General features: G+C 72.9%; 20 protein-coding genes. 16 read left to right on the top strand and 4 right to left on the bottom strand.

From position 1 onward, the window contains the following. Position 1 precedes the first annotated feature (1 nt). The 3 genes from ACGF2Y_RS13090 (at position 2) to ACGF2Y_RS13080 (ending at position 2,333) form a co-directional block, all read left to right on the top strand. The gene (locus ACGF2Y_RS13090) at positions 2-367 is read left to right on the top strand and encodes a DUF6412 domain-containing protein (protein ID WP_392945897.1); all 366 of its coding nucleotides are present in this window, start codon (positions 2-4) and stop codon (positions 365-367) included. A 196-nt stretch (positions 368-563) separates the two neighbouring features. After that, positions 564-1,334 (top strand): YidC/Oxa1 family membrane protein insertase, encoded by a 771-nt coding sequence (locus ACGF2Y_RS13085; RefSeq protein ID WP_392945895.1) that lies wholly within the window; start codon positions 564-566, stop codon positions 1,332-1,334. Positions 1,335-1,472: 138 nt separating this feature from the next. Next, complete coding sequence (locus tag ACGF2Y_RS13080; protein WP_392945893.1) at positions 1,473-2,333, top strand: fumarylacetoacetate hydrolase family protein; 861 nt, start codon at positions 1,473-1,475, stop codon at positions 2,331-2,333. A 226-nt stretch (positions 2,334-2,559) separates the two neighbouring features. Here the strand turns inward: ACGF2Y_RS13080 and ACGF2Y_RS13075 are convergent, their stop codons facing one another. Together ACGF2Y_RS13075 and ACGF2Y_RS13070 are read right to left on the bottom strand one after the other, a co-directional pair. Next, on the bottom strand, positions 2,560-3,039 hold the full coding sequence (locus tag ACGF2Y_RS13075; protein ID WP_392945891.1) for a heme-degrading domain-containing protein: 480 nt from the start codon (positions 3,037-3,039) through the stop codon (positions 2,560-2,562). Continuing rightward, a complete protein-coding gene (locus ACGF2Y_RS13070) occupies positions 3,036-4,211 on the bottom strand; it encodes a Gfo/Idh/MocA family oxidoreductase (protein WP_392945889.1) in 1,176 nt (391 codons plus the stop codon). The genes ACGF2Y_RS13075 and ACGF2Y_RS13070 overlap by 4 nt, the downstream gene beginning before the upstream one ends. 73 nt (positions 4,212-4,284) lie before the next feature. Between ACGF2Y_RS13070 and ACGF2Y_RS13065 the strand changes: the two genes are divergently transcribed. The 13 genes from ACGF2Y_RS13065 (at position 4,285) to ACGF2Y_RS13005 (ending at position 17,751) form a co-directional block, all read left to right on the top strand. Then, positions 4,285-5,400 carry an ROK family protein gene (locus ACGF2Y_RS13065; protein WP_392945887.1) on the top strand — a complete coding sequence of 372 codons (1,116 nt, stop codon included), beginning with the start codon at positions 4,285-4,287 and terminating at the stop codon, positions 5,398-5,400. A 226-nt stretch (positions 5,401-5,626) separates the two neighbouring features. Continuing rightward, on the top strand, positions 5,627-6,838 hold the full coding sequence (locus tag ACGF2Y_RS13060) for a peptidase (RefSeq protein WP_392945885.1): 1,212 nt from the start codon (positions 5,627-5,629) through the stop codon (positions 6,836-6,838). 91 nt (positions 6,839-6,929) lie between these two features. Then, positions 6,930-7,700 carry a GntR family transcriptional regulator gene (locus ACGF2Y_RS13055; protein WP_392945883.1) on the top strand — a complete coding sequence of 257 codons (771 nt, stop codon included), beginning with the start codon at positions 6,930-6,932 and terminating at the stop codon, positions 7,698-7,700. 141 nt (positions 7,701-7,841) lie between these two features. Then, positions 7,842-8,966 carry a TIGR03364 family FAD-dependent oxidoreductase gene (locus ACGF2Y_RS13050; protein WP_392945881.1) on the top strand — a complete coding sequence of 375 codons (1,125 nt, stop codon included), beginning with the start codon at positions 7,842-7,844 and terminating at the stop codon, positions 8,964-8,966. 5 nt (positions 8,967-8,971) lie between these two features. Further along, positions 8,972-9,685, top strand: a complete 714-nt coding sequence (locus ACGF2Y_RS13045; RefSeq protein WP_392945879.1) for a phosphonatase-like hydrolase — start codon at positions 8,972-8,974, stop codon at positions 9,683-9,685. After that, positions 9,682-10,956 carry an ABC transporter ATP-binding protein gene (locus tag ACGF2Y_RS13040; protein ID WP_392945877.1) on the top strand — a complete coding sequence of 425 codons (1,275 nt, stop codon included), beginning with the start codon at positions 9,682-9,684 and terminating at the stop codon, positions 10,954-10,956. Before ACGF2Y_RS13045 ends, ACGF2Y_RS13040 begins: the two co-directional genes overlap by 4 nt. Then, the gene (locus ACGF2Y_RS13035) at positions 10,953-11,909 is read left to right on the top strand and encodes a 2-aminoethylphosphonate ABC transporter permease subunit (RefSeq protein ID WP_392945875.1); all 957 of its coding nucleotides are present in this window, start codon (positions 10,953-10,955) and stop codon (positions 11,907-11,909) included. The genes ACGF2Y_RS13040 and ACGF2Y_RS13035 overlap by 4 nt, the downstream gene beginning before the upstream one ends. Next, entirely contained in the window at positions 11,896-12,693 is a 798-nt protein-coding gene (locus tag ACGF2Y_RS13030; RefSeq protein ID WP_392945873.1) for an ABC transporter permease, read from the top strand. The genes ACGF2Y_RS13035 and ACGF2Y_RS13030 overlap by 14 nt, the downstream gene beginning before the upstream one ends. A gap of 51 nt (positions 12,694-12,744) precedes the next feature. Further along, the gene (locus ACGF2Y_RS13025; protein WP_392945871.1) at positions 12,745-13,800 is read left to right on the top strand and encodes a 2-aminoethylphosphonate ABC transporter substrate-binding protein; all 1,056 of its coding nucleotides are present in this window, start codon (positions 12,745-12,747) and stop codon (positions 13,798-13,800) included. A gap of 178 nt (positions 13,801-13,978) precedes the next feature. Further along, positions 13,979-15,520: an alkaline phosphatase family protein gene (locus ACGF2Y_RS13020; RefSeq protein ID WP_392945869.1), complete on the top strand. Its 1,542-nt coding sequence runs from the start codon at positions 13,979-13,981 to the stop codon at positions 15,518-15,520. 74 nt (positions 15,521-15,594) lie between these two features. Beyond that, entirely contained in the window at positions 15,595-16,401 is an 807-nt protein-coding gene (locus tag ACGF2Y_RS13015) for an HAD-IIA family hydrolase (RefSeq protein ID WP_392945867.1), read from the top strand. 92 nt (positions 16,402-16,493) lie between these two features. Next, complete coding sequence (locus ACGF2Y_RS13010; protein WP_392945865.1) at positions 16,494-17,060, top strand: hypothetical protein; 567 nt, start codon at positions 16,494-16,496, stop codon at positions 17,058-17,060. Position 17,061: 1 nt separating this feature from the next. Then, the gene (locus ACGF2Y_RS13005) at positions 17,062-17,751 is read left to right on the top strand and encodes a class F sortase (protein WP_392945863.1); all 690 of its coding nucleotides are present in this window, start codon (positions 17,062-17,064) and stop codon (positions 17,749-17,751) included. Positions 17,752-17,815: 64 nt separating this feature from the next. Here the strand turns inward: ACGF2Y_RS13005 and ACGF2Y_RS13000 are convergent, their stop codons facing one another. Further along, entirely contained in the window at positions 17,816-18,166 is a 351-nt protein-coding gene (locus ACGF2Y_RS13000) for an LAETG motif-containing sortase-dependent surface protein (RefSeq protein ID WP_392945861.1), read from the bottom strand. Positions 18,167-18,261: 95 nt separating this feature from the next. Continuing rightward, positions 18,262-18,804: a hypothetical protein gene (locus ACGF2Y_RS12995; RefSeq protein WP_392945859.1), complete on the bottom strand. Its 543-nt coding sequence runs from the start codon at positions 18,802-18,804 to the stop codon at positions 18,262-18,264. Between the last annotated feature and the right edge of the window lie 5 nt (positions 18,805-18,809).

The following is an 18,809-nucleotide window of genomic DNA, read 5'->3' as shown; positions in this document are numbered from 1 at the left end:
CATGAACGGTACGAGGGGCGGGGAGGTGCACACCGTGCGGGACGCCAACGCCCTGCGCCGCGCCTTCGCCCGGCTCCTCCGGCCCGCCGGACTCCTCGTCCTCTTCCTCACCGAGGTCCTCCTCGCCGAGGGCGGCGGCCTCTCCGCCGCGGTCGCGCTCGCCGCCACCGCGGCCGTCGGCTCCGCACTCCTCGCCTGCTCCGTCATCAGCGCCCGCTGCGCGTCCCCGGTGCCCCGCACCCGGGTCCGTACGGCGATCAGGGACCGGGAGCAACGCACCGCGTTCCTCCCGCAACGCGACCCCGACGCCCGGGGCCGCACCAGGCCCCGAGCACCCGGGCACGCCCTCCTGACGGCCGCCGCGTAGGGAACTCCCGCACACCTGGTACCGCACTTCCTGGTACCGCACTCCTGGTACTTCGTACCTTGTGCTTCGTACCCGTACCGCACACCTCGTACCTCGTACGTGCGGTACGCCCCGCGCCGGTCGTCATGCCGAGTAACCACCGCGTACCTCCTCGCAGGTACCTCCCGGCACGACGAGACCCCCGGAGGGCTCACCCATGTCCGCCTTCATGTCCGCTTTCGCGAGCCTGGTCGCCTCCATCGCCGACCTGCTCGAACCGTTCTTCCGGACCGCGTCCACCGCCGCCGCGATCATCCTGTTCACGGCACTCGTCCGGCTCGCCGTCCACCCCCTGTCACGGGCCGCCGCACGCGGGCAGAAGGCCCGCACCCGACTCCAGCCGCAGATCGCCGAACTCCGCAGGAAGCACGGCAGGAACCCCGAGCGGATGCAGAAGGCGATCATGGATCTGCATGCCGCCGAGAAGGTGTCGCCGCTCTCCGGCTGCCTGCCGAGCCTGCTCCAGATGCCCGCGTTCTTCCTGCTCTACCACCTGTTCTCCAGCAGCTCCATCGGCGGCGAGCCCAACGAGCTGCTCAGCCACGACCTCCTCGGCGCACCGCTCGGCGGGCGCTGGCACGACGCGCTCGCGCACGGCGGGATGTTCGGCGGACAAGGGTGGGTCTATCCGGGGCTCTTCGCGATCGTCGCCGCCGTCGCCACGTTCTCCTACGGACGTACCAAGCGGCAGCTGGCCGCCAACCCGATGACGCCCGTCGCGGGACCGGACGGACAGGCCGTGCCCGGCATGGGCGCGATGACGAAGCTGATGCCGCTGCTGTCCTTCTTCACCCTGATCACCGTGGCCGTCGTCCCGCTGGCCGCCGCCCTGTACGTCGTCACCACGACCACCTGGACCGCGATCGAGCGGGCCTGGCTGTACCGCGACATGCCGGTCGGCGGCGGCGCCATGGCCACCGCGGCGTAGTCGGGGCGGCCGATGCGCCGGTCCAGTGTGTGAACGTGGTCTTGCGGAGTGTCCGCATCTCTTGGACGATCAGCCAAGTCCTCCGTCGGCCGCACCCCGCCGGAGGGCTCTCCACCTCGATCAAGAGGAGCTGGACCGTTGAAGCTGCTTCGAGTCGGTACGGCGGGTGCCGAGCGCCCCGCACTTCTCGACCGCGACGGGACTCTGCGTGATCTGTCGGGGATCGTCCCCGACATCGACGGTGAGCTGCTCGCCGACGCCTCCGCGCTCGCCCGGGTACGGGCGGCCGCCGAGGCGCCCGGTGTGCTGCCCGCCCTGGACGCGACGGGGCTGCGGGTCGGCCCGCCGCTCGGGCGCATCGGCAAGATCGTGTGCATCGGGCTGAACTACCACGACCACGCCGCCGAGACGGGTGCGGAGATCCCGGCGGAACCCATCCTGTTCTTCAAGGCCCCCGACACGGTCGTCGGGCCCGACGACACGGTCCTGGTGCCGCGTGGCAGCCGGAAGACCGACTGGGAGGTCGAGCTGGCCGTCGTCATCGGGCGCACCGCCCGCTACCTGGAGACGGCCGAGGAGGGCCTCGCCCACGTCGCCGGTTACGCCACCGCGCACGACGTGTCCGAGCGCGAGTTCCAGATCGAGCGCGGCGGCACCTGGGACAAGGGCAAGAACTGCGAGACGTTCAACCCGCTGGGCCCCTGGCTGGTCACCGCCGACGAGGTGCCCGACCCGCAGGCCCTGCCGCTGCGGCTCTGGGTCAACGGCGAGCTGAAGCAGAACGGCACCACGGCCGAGCAGATCTTCCCGGTCGGCGAGATCGTCCGCTACCTCAGCCACTTCATGACGCTCTACCCGGGCGACGTGATCAACACCGGTACGCCGGCCGGGGTCGCGATGGGGCAGCCCGAGCCGAAGCCGTACCTGAAGGCGGGCGATGTGGTGGAGCTGGAGGTGGAGGGGCTCGGCCGGCAGCGGCAGGAGCTGAAGGGGGCGTAGCGCCCGCCCGCCCGCCGACGGCGGGGGTGGGGCTGGAGCTGGGCCGGGGCGGGGCACCACGTGGGTACGTGATGCCTGTCTCCTGACGTACGTTATGTGACGCCTCGCGCCTCCTGACGTGCGTGATGCGATGCCCCGTGCCCCCTGGCATGCGTTATGTGACGCCTCGCGCCCTGACCTGCGCTGCGTGACGCCCCGCCCCGCCCCCTCATCTGCGTACGGAGTCTCAGGCCCCCGTCGTCGCCGCGAACTGCTCCAGCGCCTCGACCACCATCGCGTGGTCCTCGGCCTGCGGCAGCCCGGACACCGTGACCGTGCCGATCACGCCCGCGCCCTTCACCGAGATCGGGAACGAACCGCCGTGCGCCGCGTACGTGTCCGGGTCCAGGCGCGAGGACTCCTCGAACGTCGTGCCCTTCGCCCGGAACCGGGTACCGACCAGATACGAGCTCTCGCCGTACCGCTCGACGACCTTGCGCTTGCGGTCGATCCACGCGTCGTTGTCCGCACTCGAACCCGGCAGCGCCGCGTGGAACAGCTGCTGCGGGCCGCGCCGGATGTCGATCGCGACCGGTGCGTGCCGCTCCCGGGCCAGCGCGACCAGCAGGCTGCCGAGCACGAACGCGTCGTCGTGGCCGAAGTGCGGAAGGGTGAGCCGGCGCTCCTGCGCGATCAGCTCGGAGAGGGTGGGGGAGGTGATGCTCATGCGCGCTGCTCCTTCGCCCGCTGCTGTTCAGTCCGCTGCTCTTTCGCCTCCTGCTTCTTGGCCTGCTCCTCTTCGTCGTGGTGCGGGAGCAGGGTGACCGAGACGCCTTCGCGGGCCGAGCGGCGGGCGGCCTCCAGGACGTCCAGCGCGGCGGCCGCCTGGAGTGCGGTGACCGGGTTGTCGCCGGTGCCGCGCACCGCTGCGGCGACGGCGGCGTAGTACGCGGGGTAGTCGCCGGGGAGCGTACGGACCGGGGTGCCGCCACCGGTCAGCGGGGACTCGCCGGAACCGACGCGGCCCCACAGCTCCTCCGGCTCCTCGCCCCACGGCTCCCCGGCCGCCGGGCGCAGGCCCTCGCGCAGGGCCGCCTCCTGCGGGTCCAGGCCGTACTTCACATAGCCCGCCTTCGAGCCCAGCACCCGGAAGCGCGGGCCGAGCTGGGCCGTGGTGGCGCTGACGTACAGGTGCGAGCGGACCCCGTTGGCGTGGGTGACCGCGAGGAACGTGTCGTCGTCCGCCGCCGCGCCGGGACGCCGTACGTCGGACTCCGCGTACACCTGGACCGCCGGGCCGAACAGTGCCAGCGCCTGGTCGACGACATGGCTGCCCAGGTCGTACAGCAGGCCGCCGATCTCCTCCGGGTCGCCCGACTCGCGCCAGCCGCCCTTCGGCTGCGGCCGCCAGCGCTCGAAGCGGGACTCGAAGCGCTGCACCTCGCCCAGCCCGCCGTCGGCGATCAGCGCGGCGAGCGTGCGGAAGTCGCCGTCCCAGCGGCGGTTCTGGAAGACCGAGAGCAGCAGCCCGCGCTCCTCGGCGAGAGCGGCCAGCTCACGCGCCTCGGCGGCGGTCCCGGCCACCGGCTTGTCCACGACTGCCGGCAGCCCGGCCTTCAGCGCGGCCGTCGCCAGCGGGACGTGCGTCTTGTTCGGGGTGGCGATCACGACGAGGTCCAGCTCGCCGGCGCGCTCCCACAGCTCGTCCGGGGAGGCGGCGACGCGGACGTCGCCGAACGCGGCACGGGCCTCGGCCCGGCGCTCCTCGTTCGACGTGACGACCGTGTCGAGGACCAGGCCGTCGGTCGCGGAGACCAGCGGGGCGTGGAAGACGGAGCCGGCCAGGCCGTAGCCGACGAGGGCGACGCGGAGGGGGGCGTCGGTGGCGTTGGGGGTCATGCGTTCCACTTAAGCAACGCTGTTGCCGAAGTGCAAGCGACCGGCACAATGGTGCGGTGAACAGGAGTGAGCCGTGAACAGGAGCAGGACGAAGGCCCCCGCCGGGGTGAACCTCCCGGCGCTGCGCCACCACAACGCCACGCTGGTGCTGGACCTGCTGCGGGCGGCCGGGGCCGAGGGCATCAGCCGGCTGGAGCTGGCCGAGGGCACCGGCCTCACCCCGCAGGCCGTCAGCAAGATCACCGCCCGGCTGCGGGAGGACGGTCTTGCCGTCGGCGCGGGCCTGCGCCCCTCCACCGGCGGCAAGCCGCGCACGGTGCTGCGGCTGGTCCCCGACGCCCAGTTCGCCGTCGGACTGCACCTGGACCGCGACGGGCTCACCGCCGTCCTGGTCGACCTCGCGGGCCGGTCGGTCGCGGTCACCCACGCGCCGCTGGACCTCGGCGCTCCGGCGGACCGGGTCCTCGCGGCCGCGGCGGACGCCGTACGGGACCTGAGCGCGGCCGAACCGCACAAGCCGGTGCTGGGCCTTGGCGTCGCCGTCCCCGGCCCGCTCGACCACCGGGACGGCATCCTGCACCGGGTCACCGGATTCCCGCAGTGGGACGGCTACCCGCTGCGCGCCGCCCTGGCCGAGCGGACCGGGCTGCCGGTGGTCCTGGACAAGGACACCAACGCCGCCGCCCTCGCCCTGGCCCTGTCCCTCGACGAGCCGCGCGCGGACTTCGCCTACCTCCACCTCGGTACGGGGCTCGGCGCCGGCCTCGTCCTGGGCGGCGAGGTGCACCGGGGCGCGCGGACGGGCGCGGGCGAGTTCGGCCACCAGACCCTCCAGCTCGACGGCCCGCTCTGCGGGTGCGGCGGACGCGGCTGCATCGAGGCGCTGTGCCTGGCCGCCGAGGCGCGCGGCGACCGGGCGGAGGCCGCCCGGGTCCTGGGCACGGGCGCCGCCAACCTGGTCGGCCTGCTCGACATCGACCGGGTGGTCCTGGGGGGCCGGACGGTGGCCGCCGACGAGGACGCGTACGTACGGGGCGTCCGGGCCGTGATCGAGGAGCGGGCCGCGCGGGGCGGGGCGGGCGCGGGGGTGACCGTGACGATCGCCGGGGGCGGCGACCGGCCGGTCGCGGAGGGCGCGGCGCAACTGGTGCTCGCGCCGGTGTTCGGGAGGGTGGGGGAGCGGGGGTAGGAGAGGGAGGGGCAGGGCAGGAGGCAGGGCAGGCGAGGGGCCGGGCAGGGGCAGGGGCGCTTGCGGTGCGGGCCGGCCTGCCCGGCCGAGGTGGAGTGCAGTCGGGTGATCCTATGAATCAAGTCGGCATGTCGACTCTCTGAGTCCGCGCGCGCGTGATGGCGTCGGAGGCCACCACCGGAGGCCCCCGCCCCGGTCGTCCGCGAGCAGCGAAGGGTGACCCCTCATGCCCCCCACCTCCTGCGCACGGCTGTGTGACGCCCGTGTGCTCGCCGCCCTCGGGCTGGCCGCCGGGATCACGGTCCCCGCCGTGCTCCTGGGCGGCCCGCAGGCTGCTGCCGCCCTGCCGGGCGCGCCCGTTCCTGCCCCCGCCTTCTTAGCCGCCGTCGATGAGCAGCCCGCCTGCGGTGACCCGGACGCCAAGGAGTTCCCCATCGAGACCCGGATCCAGGACGCCCCGGACCGGTACGCCTCCGGCGGCGGCTACGGCACCTGGTTCCTCGACCTCACCAACACCACCGACACGTCCTGTCGGGCCCTGCACCCGGTCCTCGTCCTCGCCGACCGCGACCGCAGGCTGACGTCGGACCAGATCCAGCTGGAGTTCTCCGAGCCCGGCCGGCCCGGGACCGAACACCGGGTCACCTGGGAGAGCACCGACCGCGACGAGCAGATCGGCGTGTTCGGCGGCGAGGAGGGGGAGGAAGGCAAGGAGGGCGAGGAGGGCGATAAGGAGACGTCGAGCGGCACCGGCACAGGTGCCACCGGCTCCGACACGGGCGGCACCGGCTCCGACACCGGCACCGGCTCCAGCACTGGCACCGGCACCGGCTCCGGCACCGGCTCCGGCGAGGCCTTCCTCGGGTTCACCGTTCCCGCCGGAGAGACCGTCTCCGTACGCGTCCGGATGGCCTTCACCTCGGACACCGCCCCCGGCCCGGTCACCGCCCACGCCGTCGTCGTCCAGCGCCGTCACCAGAACCATGCCAAGGGCGGCGGGCGCGAGGACGGCGAGTGGGTGGGGGAGCCGGAGGAGTATCCCTTCGTGATCGTCGACGGCGCCACGGGCGGCAGCCACGAACCGGAACCCCCTCGGATGGAGGACCCCCGGGCGGAACATCCCGACCCGGAGCGCGCCGACCCGGGTACCGGCACCCGTGCGGAGCGGCCCGGCGATCCCGACGGCTCCGGTACGGACGCCGGCACGGGCCGGGACCTGTCCCCGGAGTACGAATCCAGCCCCGGGGAGGAGGGCGGGGGCCCGGACGGGGAGCACCCCGGGCGACTGCCCCGCGACGGCCTGGGCCGTCCCCTCCCCGAACTCGCCCGCACCGGACCGGCGTCGCTGCCCTGGACCGGGGCCGCCGCCGGGGCGCTGCTGCTCGGCGGGACCGCTCTTCTGGTGCACGCCCGCCGGACCCGCCGCACCACCGGCTGACAGGCGGCTGCCACCCCGCCGCCTCGCGGGTCCGGCGGCGGCCGGAGCCGTCCCGTACCGCCCGTTCACCCGCGTCTGCGACCATCGGGCCGTGGACTACCCGAACGGCCAGGCACCTGGCGCACCGATCCGCTCCGGCATCCCCGAGCACGGCCGTATCCCGAAGTACTACGCGGTCAAAGCCCTTATCGCGGTGCTGCTGGACGAGTTGGGCGAGGGCGGGCTCCTGCCCACCGAGCGGGAGCTCGCCCAGCGGCACGAGGTCTCGCGCGAGACCGTCCGCCAGGCCCTGCGCGAACTCCTCCTGGAAGGGCGGCTGCGCCGGCAGGGGCGCGGCACCGTCGTCGCCGGGCCCAAGCTGGAACAGCCGCTCTCGCTGGCCAGCTACACCGAAGGCGTCCGCCGCCAGGGCAGGCGGCCCGGCCGCCACCTCATCGGGCTGGACCGCTTCCCCTGCCCCGAGGCGCTCGCCGCCGAGATCGCGGTCGAGCGGGGCGAGCCGGTCTGGCACCTGGAGCGGGTGCTGCTCGCCGACGACGAACGCGTCGGCCTGGAGAGCACGTACGTCGGCGTCGCCCGCGTCCCGGGTCTGGACACGCGGTTCGACCCGGACTCCTCCTTCTACGCCTACCTCCGCGACCGCCTCGGGATCGCCTTCGGCGACGCCGACGAGCGGATCGAGACCGTCCTCGCGACCCCCCGCGAGGCCCTGCTCATCGGGACCCCGCCCGCCCTGCCGATGCTCCTGATCCACCGGCTCTCCCGGGACACCGACGGCAGGCCGCTGGAGCGCGTGCGGACCCTGTTCCGGGGCGACCGCTTCTCCTTCTCCGCCCATCTGCGAGGCGAGGGGCGGGACTGAGAGGGCCCGCTCCTCGCTCCGTCCCGTAACCTCTTTCGGTAACGAAAACATAACGGGTCTGGTCCAAACTTGCGGGGTCGTTCACCGTCCCGTCGGTGAACGGACGTGTGCGGGCCACCCGCCCCGAGGAGCGTGGCCGTCGTGAGAGTCATCGTCGTAGGAGCCGGCGTGGTGGGAACCATGCACGCCTGGCACGCAGTCAGCCGCGGCCACGAGGTCGTACAGATCGAGCGCGAGAGCGAGGCGCGCGGGGCATCGCTCCGCAATTTCGGACAGCTGTGGATCAGTGGGCGGGCCGGTGGCGAGGAGCTGGAAACCGCCCTGCGCGCCCGTGAGTTGTGGGAGGTCATCGGGGAGCGGGTGCCGGGACTCGGCTTCCGGGCCTGTGGTTCGCTCACCCCGCTGCGTACGGCACGCGAGGTCGCCGTCGCCGAGGCGGCGCTCGCCCGGCCCGACGCGGCGGCGCGCGGCTACAAGCTGCTCACCGCCGACGAGGCCCGTGCGCTCAACCCGGCCCTGCGCGGCGCGTTCACCGCCGCCCTGTGGTGCGAGCGGGACGCGGCGGTCGAACCCCGCACAGCCCAACTCGCCCTGAAGCAAGAGCTGCTGGCCTCCGGGCGGTACACCTACCTCGGCGGCCGTGAGGTGCGGGACGTCGTCGGGACCGCCTCGGTGCGCGACGACCACGGCGACGTCCACACCGGCGACGCCGTGATCCTCGCGACCGGCGCCTGGCTCGGCGGACTCGTCCGCGAACTCGCCGGGCCCGAGCTGCCCGTGTGCCGCGTCCGCCTCCAGATGATGCAGACCGACCCGCTCGGCGAACCCCTCACCACCTCCGTCGCCGACGCCGACAGCTTCCGCTACTACCCCGCCTACCGGGGCGACGCGCTCGACGCCCTCAACGCCGGACAGCCCCAGGACCCCGTCGCCGCCGAGCACCGCATGCAGCTCCTCATGGTGCAGCGCCGCGACGGCGGGCTGACCATCGGCGACACCCACGCGTACGAGCACCCCTTCGCCTTCGACACCGTCGAGGAGCCCTACGAGCACCTCACCCGGGTCGTCGAGGCCTTCCTCGGCCGCCCGCTGCCGCGCGTCCGCCACCGCTGGGCGGGCGTCTACGCCCAGTGCGCCGACACCTCACGCGTCGTCCACCGGCAGCAGGTGCGCGACGGGGTCTGGCTCGTCACCGGGCCCGGCGGGCGCGGCATGACGTGCTCGCCCGCCATCGCCGAAACGACCGCCGACCAACTGGGCTGGTGAACCACATGACATCTGCGACACCCACCACGGACCACCTCTTCGGGCTCGTCGTCCTCGACATGGCCGGGACCACCGTCGCCGACGGCGGCCTCGTCGAGCAGGCCTTCTCCGCAGCCGCCCAACGCCTCGGCGTACGCCCAGGATCCGACGAGCACGCCCGCCAACTCGCCTATGTACGCGCCACCATGGGCGAGTCCAAGATCTCCGTCTTCCGCCACCTCCTCGGTGCGGAGGACCAGGCCCGGCGCGCCAACATCGCCTTCGAGGAGGCGTACGGGGAACTCGTCGACGGCGGCCGCGTCGCCCCGGTCCCCGGCGCCCGCGAGGCCGTCGAACGGCTCACCGCCGAGGGTCGCACCGTCGTCCTGACCACCGGCTTCGCCCGCCCCACCCAGGACGCCATCCTCACCGCCCTCGGCTGGCAGGACCTCGTCCCGCTCACCCTCTGCCCCGCCGACGCGGGCGGCCGGGGGCGGCCCTTCCCGGACATGGTGCTGGCCGCCTTCCTGCGCACCGGGGCCGTGGACGACGTCCGGCGGACCGTGGTGGCCGGCGACACCTCGTACGACATGCTCAGCGGCGTACGCTCCGGCGCCGGGATCGTCGCCGGGGTCCTCACCGGCGCCCACGAGAAGGACCAGCTGACCCGGCACGGCGCGACCCACGTGCTCGGGTCCGTCGCCGAGCTCCCCGACCTCATCGCGCGGGCCGAGGCGTGAGCGCCCCGGCCCCCGCCACGCCCGGTGCGCTCGGCCCCGACCGGTCCACCCCCGCCGCCCCCAGCGGCATCCGCTTCGAGGGCGTCACCGTCGCGTACGGCCGGACCGTCGTCCTGGACCGGCTCGACCTCACCGTCGAACCCGGCGAGGTGATGGCCCTCCTCGGACCCTCCGGCTCCGGCAAGACCACCGCCCTGCGTGCCGTCGCCGGGTTCGTCCGGCCCGCAGCCGGACGGGTGTTCCTCGGCGGCCGGGACGTCACCGCCCTGCCCCCGCACCGGCGCGGCATCGGCATGGTCGTCCAGCAGTACGCCCTCTTCCCGCACCTCAAGGTCAAGGACAACGTGGCCTTCGGGCTCAAGGCCCACCGCACCCCGAAGGCCGAGATCCCCGGCCGGGTCACCGAGGCCCTCGAACTCGTCGGCATGGCCGCGTACGCCGGCCGGCACCCGCGCGAACTCTCCGGCGGCCAGCAGCAGCGCGTCGCCATCGCCCGCGCGCTCGCCATCCGCCCCGGCGTCCTGCTCCTGGACGAGCCGCTCTCCGCCCTCGACGCCCGGCTCCGCTCCGGCATGCTCACCGAACTGGCGCGTCTGCACCGCGAGTTGCCGGACATGTCGATCCTTTACGTCACCCACGACCAGGTCGAGGCCCTCACCCTCGCCGACCGGATCGCCGTCATGGACCGGGCCCGGCTCCAGGACTGCGGAACCCCCGAGGAGCTCTACCGCCGGCCCCGTACGGAGTTCACCGCCTCGTTCGTCGGCAACGCCAACCTCCTCCCCGTGACCGTCACGGGCGACGGCCGCGTCGGCCTCGGCGGCCACCCGCTCACCGTCCCCACCGACACCGCTGCCCCTGGTTCCACCGCCACCCTCTGTGTCCGGCCGCACCTGGTCGGCCTCGGCGACGGGCCCAACGCGCTCACCGGCAGCGTCACCGAGGTCCAGTGGCGCGGCTCCACCCACCGGCTCCACACCGACGTCGACGGCCACCGCGTCATGGCCGACCTCCGCGAACTGCGCGAGCCACCGGCCATCGGCGACCCCGTCACCCTGCACTTCGCGGCCGAGGACGCGGTGCTGCTCCCGGCGGGAGCAGCGGGAGCAGCGGGAGCGACGGGAGTGACAGGAGAGGTCGGAGCAGCGGGAGCGACGGAAGTGACAGGAGCGGCTGGAACGGCCGGAACGACAGGTACGACCGGAGCGGCGGAAGCGACAGGAGCGGCCGGAGCGGCGGGAACGGCCGAAACCGTGGGAGTCGGCCCATGAACACAGCCACCGGCACCTCCACCGGCACAGCCACCTCCACCGGCACCTCCGCCTTCGCCTCCACATCCACCGGCACCGCCGCCCCCACCGCGACCCGCACCCCCGCCCCTTCACCGACCCCCGCTCGGTCCCGCTCCCTCCCCACCTGGGTCTGGGCGCTGCCGCCCGTCGCCGTCCTCGCGCTCGCGTTCCTCTACCCGCTGGCCCTCGTCGTCCAGCAGTCCTTCACCCCCGACGAGGGCGGCGTCTCGCTCGACCCGTACGCCGACGTCTTCGCCTCCGCCGTCTTCCGCGACGCGCTCACCACCACCGTGTGGCTCGCCGTCGGTTCGACCGTGGGCTGCCTCGTCCTCGGCTTCGTCCTCGCGCTGGTCATCGCGTTCGTCCCGTTCCCCGGCGGGAAGGCGGTCGCCCGGTTCATCGACGTCTTCCTCTCCTTCCCGTCCTTCCTCATCACCCTGGCCCTGCTGTTCATCTACGGCTCGGTCGGGATGGCCAACGGCCTCTGGACCGACGTCACCGGGGCCGCCGACGGGCCCTTCCACTTCCTGACGACCCCCTGGGGCGTCCTGCTCGCCGAGATCACCTACTTCACTCCGTTCGTGATGCGCCCGCTGCTCGCCGCGTTCTCCCAGCTCGACACCGGACAGCTGGAGGCCGCCTCCTCACTCGGCGCCGGACCCGTCCGGATCATCAGGCAGGTGATCCTGCCCGAAGCGCTCCCGGCCCTCGCGGCGGGCGGCAGCCTCGTGCTGGTGATGTGCCTCAACGAGTTCGGGATCGTCCTGTTCACCGGGGCGAAGGGCGTCACGACGCTGCCGATGCTCGTCTACGGCAAGGCGATCCTGGAGTCGGACTACCCGGCCGCCTGCGTCGTCGCCGTCGTCAACATCGCGATCTCCGTGGGCCTCTACAGCCTCTACCGGGTGGTGAGCCGTCGTGCTGGTGCATAGCCGGGCCGGGAAGTGGGCCACCTGGGCCGTCTTCCTCCTCCTCTTCGTCCCGCTGTTCGCGGTGCCGCTGCTCGTCATTCTCGCCGCGTCCCTCGCCACCAACTGGTCCGGGGCCTTCCCCTCCGGGCCCACCGCCGAGCGCTACGCCGCCGCGACGAGCGGCGACTCCCTCCAGGCGCTCACCACCAGCCTGGTCACGGCCGTGGCCGCGAGCGTGCTGGCCCTCGTCCTCGGCGGCTGGGCGGCCCTCGCCGCCGCTTCTCTCCGCACGCGCGGAAAGCGGCTCCTGGACGCCCTGTTCATCCTGCCGGTCGCCGTGCCGTCGGTGGTCGTCGGCCTCGCGGTGCTGGTGGCCTACAGCCGGCCGCCCGTCCTGCTCAACGGGACGCCGTGGATCGTGATCCTCGCCCACACCGTCCTCGTCACCGCGTTCGCCTACCAGTCGGTCGCCGCCGCCGTCCGGCGCCTGGACCCGATGTACGAACAGGCCGCCGCCGGCCTCGGGGCGAGCCCCGCCCGGGTCCTGTGGCGGATCCGGCTGCCCCTCCTGCTGCCCTCGCTCACCTCGGCCGCCGGGCTCTGCTTCGCCCTGTCCATGGGGGAGTTGAGCGCCACGATGATGCTCTACCCGCCGGACTGGACCCCGCTGCCGGTGCAGATCTTCGCCGCCACCGACCGGGGCTCCCTCTTCACCGGCGCGGCCCTCGCCGTGGTCCTGATGACGACGACGCTCCTCGTCCTGGCCGCCGTCTCCCGCATCCGGACCCGCGCCTCCTACCGCTGATCCCGGACCCACCCCCGTACCCCGTCCGTCTTCGCCCTTCTGGAGAGACCCATGCGCAATCCCGCCCGTACGCTCGCGCTTCCCCTGGCCGTCCTCGCCGCCGTCACCCTCACCGCCTGCGGCGGCTCCTCCGCCGCGTCCGACGAGAAGTCCGTCACCGTCTACAGCGCCGACGGCCTCAAGGGCGAGAACGGCGACGGCTGGTACGACAAGATCTTCAAGGACTTCGAGAAGAAGACCGGCATCGAGGTGAAGTACGTGGAGGGCGGCTCCGGCGAGATGGTGCAGCGCGTCGCCCGCGAGAAGTCCAACACCCAGGCCGACGTGCTCGTCACCCTGCCGCCCTTCATCCAGCAGGCCGACGCCAAGGGCCTCCTCACGGCGTACGAGCCGGAGGGCGTCGACCAGGTCGACGGCGCCGACCGGGCATCCGACGGGAAGTGGACCTCCGTCGTCCGCAACTACTTCGGCTTCATCCACAACACGAAGGAGCTGAAGAACCCGCCGCGCACCTGGGAGGACCTGCTCGACCCCTCGTACAGGGAGAAGGTCCAGTACTCCACCCCCGGGGTCGCGGGCGACGGTACCGCCGTCCTCATCAAGGCGATGCACGACTTCGGCGGCCAGGAGCCGGCCATGGCGTACCTGAAGAAGCTCCAGACCAACAACGTCGGACCGTCCGCCTCCACCGGCAAGCTCGCCCCCAAGGTCGACAAGGGAGAACTCCTCGCCGCCAACGGGGACGTCCAGATGAACTTCGCCCAGTCCAAGGACATGCCCAACCTCGGCATCTGGTTCCCCGCGAAGGGCGACGGGAAGCCCACCAGTTTTGCTCTGCCGTACGCGGCCGGGCTCGTCGCGAAGGCCCCGCACAGCGAGAACGGCAAGAAGCTGCTCGACTTCATGCTCTCCGAGCAGGCCCAGCGCGACGTCAGCGCGGTCGGCGGGGGATTCGCCGCCCGCAAGGACATCAAGGCCACCGACGCCAACGCCGTCGAACTGGCCGGTCTGATGGACGGCGTGGAGATCTTCGAGCCCGACTGGGCGGACATCGGCGCCAACCTGGACACGTACATCGACGCCTGGAAGTCGGCCACCGGAAGCTGACCGGCCACCTTTCGGCCATGGATTCCTGCGAAGGTCTGGACTCGGCCCGGTTGTCTCGTCAAGGTAACGGGTCTGGTCCAGATGGAGTTCGCGTACAGCCCCACAGGAAGTTCGCGTACAGCCCCGAAGGAAGTTCGCGTACAGCCCCGTTCGACCCGCCCCCTCATCGGAGGATCACGTGTCCCGGTCCCTGTCCCGCCGCTCCGTGCTCGCCACCACCGCCGCAGCGGCCACGGCCGCCGCCGTCGGCCCCCTCGCCACCGCCACCGCCGCGTACGCCGCGCCCGCCCTCCCCGACGGCACCAGCAAGGACAAGGTGCTCGTCGTCGGCATGGACGGGCTGCGCCACGACGTCATCGCCGCCGCGAACGCCCCGCACCTCAAGTCGATGATGGCCAACGGCACGTACGGCACCTCGCTGCTGTACGCGAACCCGATGGCCGTCACCTCCTCCGGCCCCGGCTGGTCGACGATCTCCACCGGAGTCTGGCCCGACAAACACGGCGTCAGAGACAACTCCTTCGCCGGGAAGAACTACGCGGAGTACCCCGGCTTCCTCGCCCGCCTCGCCCAGGTCCGCCCCCAGCTCTCCACCTACGCCGCCGTCGACTGGAAGCCCCTGGACACCCAGGGCACGGTCACCCGGGGCGCCGACGCCAAGCTCGTCCTCGACGGCGACGCCGACGGCTACACCCGCCACGACGCCGCCATCGCCGCCGAGACCGAGTCGGTCCTCCGCGACCAGAACCCGGACGTCCTGTTCGTCTACTTCGGCCAGACCGACATCGCCGGCCACAACTCCGGTGCCGCCAGTGCCGATTACCGCGAGGCCATCGACGTCCAGGACGGCTACCTCGGCCGCCTCCTCGCCGCGATCGGGGCCCGCCCCTCGTACGCCACCGAACGCTGGACCGTCATCGTCACCACCGACCACGGCCACACCGACTCCGGCGGCCACGGCGGCAGCGCGATCGAGGAGCGGCGCACCTTCGTCCTCGCCCAGGGCCCCGGCATCGCCGCCGGCGCCCGGCCCGCCGACACCCGCCTCGTCGACGTCGCCTCCACCGTCTTCCACCAGCTCGGCATCGTGCCCGACCCCGCCTGGGGCCTGGACGGCAAGCCGGTCCAGGAACGCTCCACCGACCCCTTCGAGACGCTGCGCCCGCAGCTGAAGGCCCGCGTCGACGAGACCGGCATCCCGGCCGGAGTCCTCGGCTGGACCCACACCGCGCCCAGTGGCTGGTCGGTGGTCAACTCGGCGATGGGCACCGGCGGCGTGACCGAGTGGCGCGGCTGGTCCTTCGCCACCGACGAGTTCTGGAGCCGCACCCACCGCGACCAGTCCCGTGAGCTGAACGTCCGCTCGCGCGGGATCTTCGCGGTCGCCGACTCCGACGAGTGGGACGACAGGGCCTCCTCGGGCCCGTACGACTCCACGCTCGTCACCCCGGCGTACGCGGTCGGCGGCACGTCCACCGTGACGCTCGGCTTCACCACCCTGTACCGGCAGGAGGGCAGCCAGAGCGCCCGGATCCTCGCCTCCTGGAACGGCGGAACGCCCGTCGTCGTGCAGAGCTACACGTCCGACGTGATCTCGCAGCACCGGTCACTCACCCTGGACGTCCCGCCCGGGGCCGCCAACGTGAGCTTCCGGTTCCGCTACACGGGCAGCAACAACTGGTACTGGGTGATCGACGGGGTCACCGTCACCGCCGGCTAATTATGCTGGGGGTGCCAGGACGGCGTGGTCCGGGCACCCCCAGCACGCAGTGCGTACGGCAGGAGTCCCGACACATGGCAGAGCGCAAGCCGATCTCATCCTGGCTCACCGACATGGACGGCGTCCTCATCCACGAGGGCACCCCCATTCCCGGTGCTGATGCCTTCATCAAGCGGCTGCGGGATTCCGGGCTGCCCTTCCTCGTCCTCACCAACAACTCCATCTACACCGCGCGCGACCTGCACGCCCGGCTCATGCGCATGGGCCTGGACGTGCCCGTGGAGAACATCTGGACGTCCGCGCTCGCCACCGCGCAGTTCCTGGACGACCAGCGCCCCGGCGGCACGGCGTACGTGATCGGCGAGGCCGGTCTCACCACCGCCCTGCACGACATCGGGTACGTCCTCACCGACCACGACCCGGACTACGTGGTGCTCGGCGAGACCCGGACGTACAGCTTCGAGGCGCTGACCAAGGCGATCCGGCTGATCAACGCGGGCGCCCGCTTCATCTGCACCAACCCCGACGAGACCGGGCCGTCCGCCGAGGGGCCGCTGCCCGCCACCGGCTCGGTCGCCGCCCTCATCACCAAGGCCACCGGCAAGGACCCGTACTTCGCGGGCAAGCCCAACCCCCTGATGATGCGGACCGGGCTGAACGCCATCGGCGCGCACTCCGAGACCAGCGCCATGATCGGCGACCGGATGGACACCGACGTCCTGGCGGGTCTGGAAGCGGGCATGCAGACCTTCCTGGTTCTCACCGGGCTCACCGCCCTCGCCGACGTCGACCGCTACCCGTACGGGCCGTCGCACGTGGTCGAGTCCATCGCCGATCTGGTCGACCTCATCGACCTGCCGGACCAGGCCGACAGCCGCTGACCCTGCGCGGAACGCATCCGCAGTCGCCCGAATGGAGGACTGCGGATGCGGGCCACAGCCGCAGGCGTGAACCTTCCCGTAGGAGGTTCACGATGCGTTGCATACCCCTCACGTTCTGTGCCGCGGCGGCGGCCGCGCTCATAGCCGTGCCCGCACCCGCCGCTCTGGCATCCCCGGCCGCCCCGGCCGGTGACGACGACCGGGGCACCGTCTCGGTCACCCCGTCCACGATCGCCCCGGGCGGGCAGGTGGAACTGTGGGTCGACATCTGTGGCAAGGGCCGCGAGGCGAAGGGCAACTCCGACGCCTTCGCCTCGGTGGCCCGCTTCCGCCCCGCCGACGACAAGGGTCTCTTCGCCGAGGCCCGGATCCGGGACGATGCCGAACCCCGCTCGTACGACATCTGGGTGACGTGCGGGGACGGCCGGGGCAAGGCCACCGGCACCCTCACCGTCATCCACCACAAGCGCCCCTCGCCCGTCGCGCCCGTCAAGGCGGGCGGCGGAGGCACCGCCACCCTCGCCGAACGGTCCACCGAGGGCCAGGGCCAGGGCCCCGGGGTCCGGCACGCGGTGACCGGCCTGGTGCTCGCCGCCGTCGCGGCCGTCGCCGTCGCCCTGCGCGGTTCGCGCCGGCGCCGCGGCCCGGCCGGCAGCTGATATGAGCGCCCCGGACCGCCCGGCAGGCAACGGGCGACTGCTCACCGGAGTGACCTGGGCCGTGCTGCTGCTCGGCTTGTGGCTCTGGGGCCGGGAGGCCGGCGGCGGGCTCGGCGGCCTGTCGGGGCCCACCACCGGCGACGTGGCCGCGGTCGGCCGCCCCTTCGGGGCCCCGCTGCCACCCGCCCACGACCCGCTCGACGGGGCGGCCCCCGAACGCGTCGAGGTTCCCTCCGTGGGGATCACGGCCCCCGTCATCACGCGCGGCCTCGACCGGGACGGAGCCATCGACCCGCCCCCGTACGGCATGCCGAAGACCGCCGGCTGGTACGGCGACGGCACCCAGCCCGGCGCGAGGGGCACGGCCCTGTTCGTCGGCCATGTCGACACCGACACCAAGCCGGCGGTCTTCTACGGGCTCAGCGCGGTGGAGCCGGGCGCCCGGATCGAGGTCACCCGGACCGACGGCAGCGTCGCGGAGTTCACCGTGGACGACGTCCAGCTCGTCACCCGCGAACGCTTCGACGCGCAGACGGCGTACGGGCCCCGCGAGGACGGCCGGGCCGAGCTGCGGCTGATCACCTGCGGCGGAACGTACGACCAAAGGACCCGCTCCTACACGGCCAACGTGGTCGTCTCCGCCTACCTCACCGGCGCGCAGGCCGCAGCGGAGCAGCACAACCAGGCCTGACGGCCTCTGCCCCGATGGCGGCCGAAGCCGTTCATCGAGGCAGAGGGGGAGGGAGCTGACTACGTCAGCCGTTGCGGTTGGCGCCGCGGCGGCGCAGGGCGAACAGCAGGCCGCCACCGACCAGGACCAGGGCGGCCGCACCGCCCGCGATCGCCGTGGTGTTGCCGCTGCTGCCGGTCTCCGCGAGGCCGCCGGAACCACCGGTACCACCCGTGGTCGCGGGCTGCGACTCGGACGCCGTCGGCGTGGGGGCGGGCTCGTCCGACGCGGACGGCGTGGCCGAGGGCGTTTCGGACGGCGTCGCACTGGGGGACGGCGTCGTGGAGGTCTGGCTCGGGGACGGCGAAGTCGGTTCCCGGTGGCAGCCACGCTGACCGGTTCTCAGTTCGCGTCCTGCCTGCGCGGACTCGACCACGACCACCGGGCGCGGCCAGTCGGCGCAGGGCCCCGGGAAGATTCCCGGGGCCCTGCTGTGTCGGACTTATGCGGTGCTGGTTCTGCTTTCCGGTGCTAGTCCGTCAGGCGCACGGAGAAGTCGCACCATGCGGTCCACTGCGAAGTGGCGGGTCCGTCCTGGACCCGTACCCTCCAGCGGTAGTCGCCGCTGGAGAGCGTGTCCTCGGGGAACTGGTAGACGGCGGTGTGACTGGCCTCGGTGGTGGCCTTCTTGGTGAGCACCGGGTTGCCGTCCGACTCGGTCACCTCGAAGACGACCTTGCGGCCGGGCTGGTCCGCACCGGGCTTCTCGACGGACCCGGGGGGCGCCACTGATTCGAGGGTCGCGGCGAGGCTCGGACGGTCCGTGGTGACCTGCGGCGTCTGGTCCGGGATCCCGCAGAACTGGAAGCCGGAGTAGGAGCCGTCGGAGACCCGCGGGACCTCGGGGGTCGCGAGGAGCAGATCGGGGTCGCCGGCAGGCGCTGCTGCCCGCGTGCTTTCCGGCTTGGGGTCGGCCATGGAGAAAGGAGCGGCCACCGCTCCGACGACCACGGCGGCCGCCAGGGCGATAGCGGCCCGTGACCACGTACCGGAGTTCTTGTTCAACAGACGCATGGCTT

The organism is Streptomyces sp. NPDC048142, from assembly GCF_043202835.1.
GTDB lineage: Bacteria > Actinomycetota > Actinomycetes > Streptomycetales > Streptomycetaceae > Streptomyces.
Note: the sequence above shows the minus strand (reverse complement) of the source record. Positions and strands in the feature narration are given on the sequence as shown.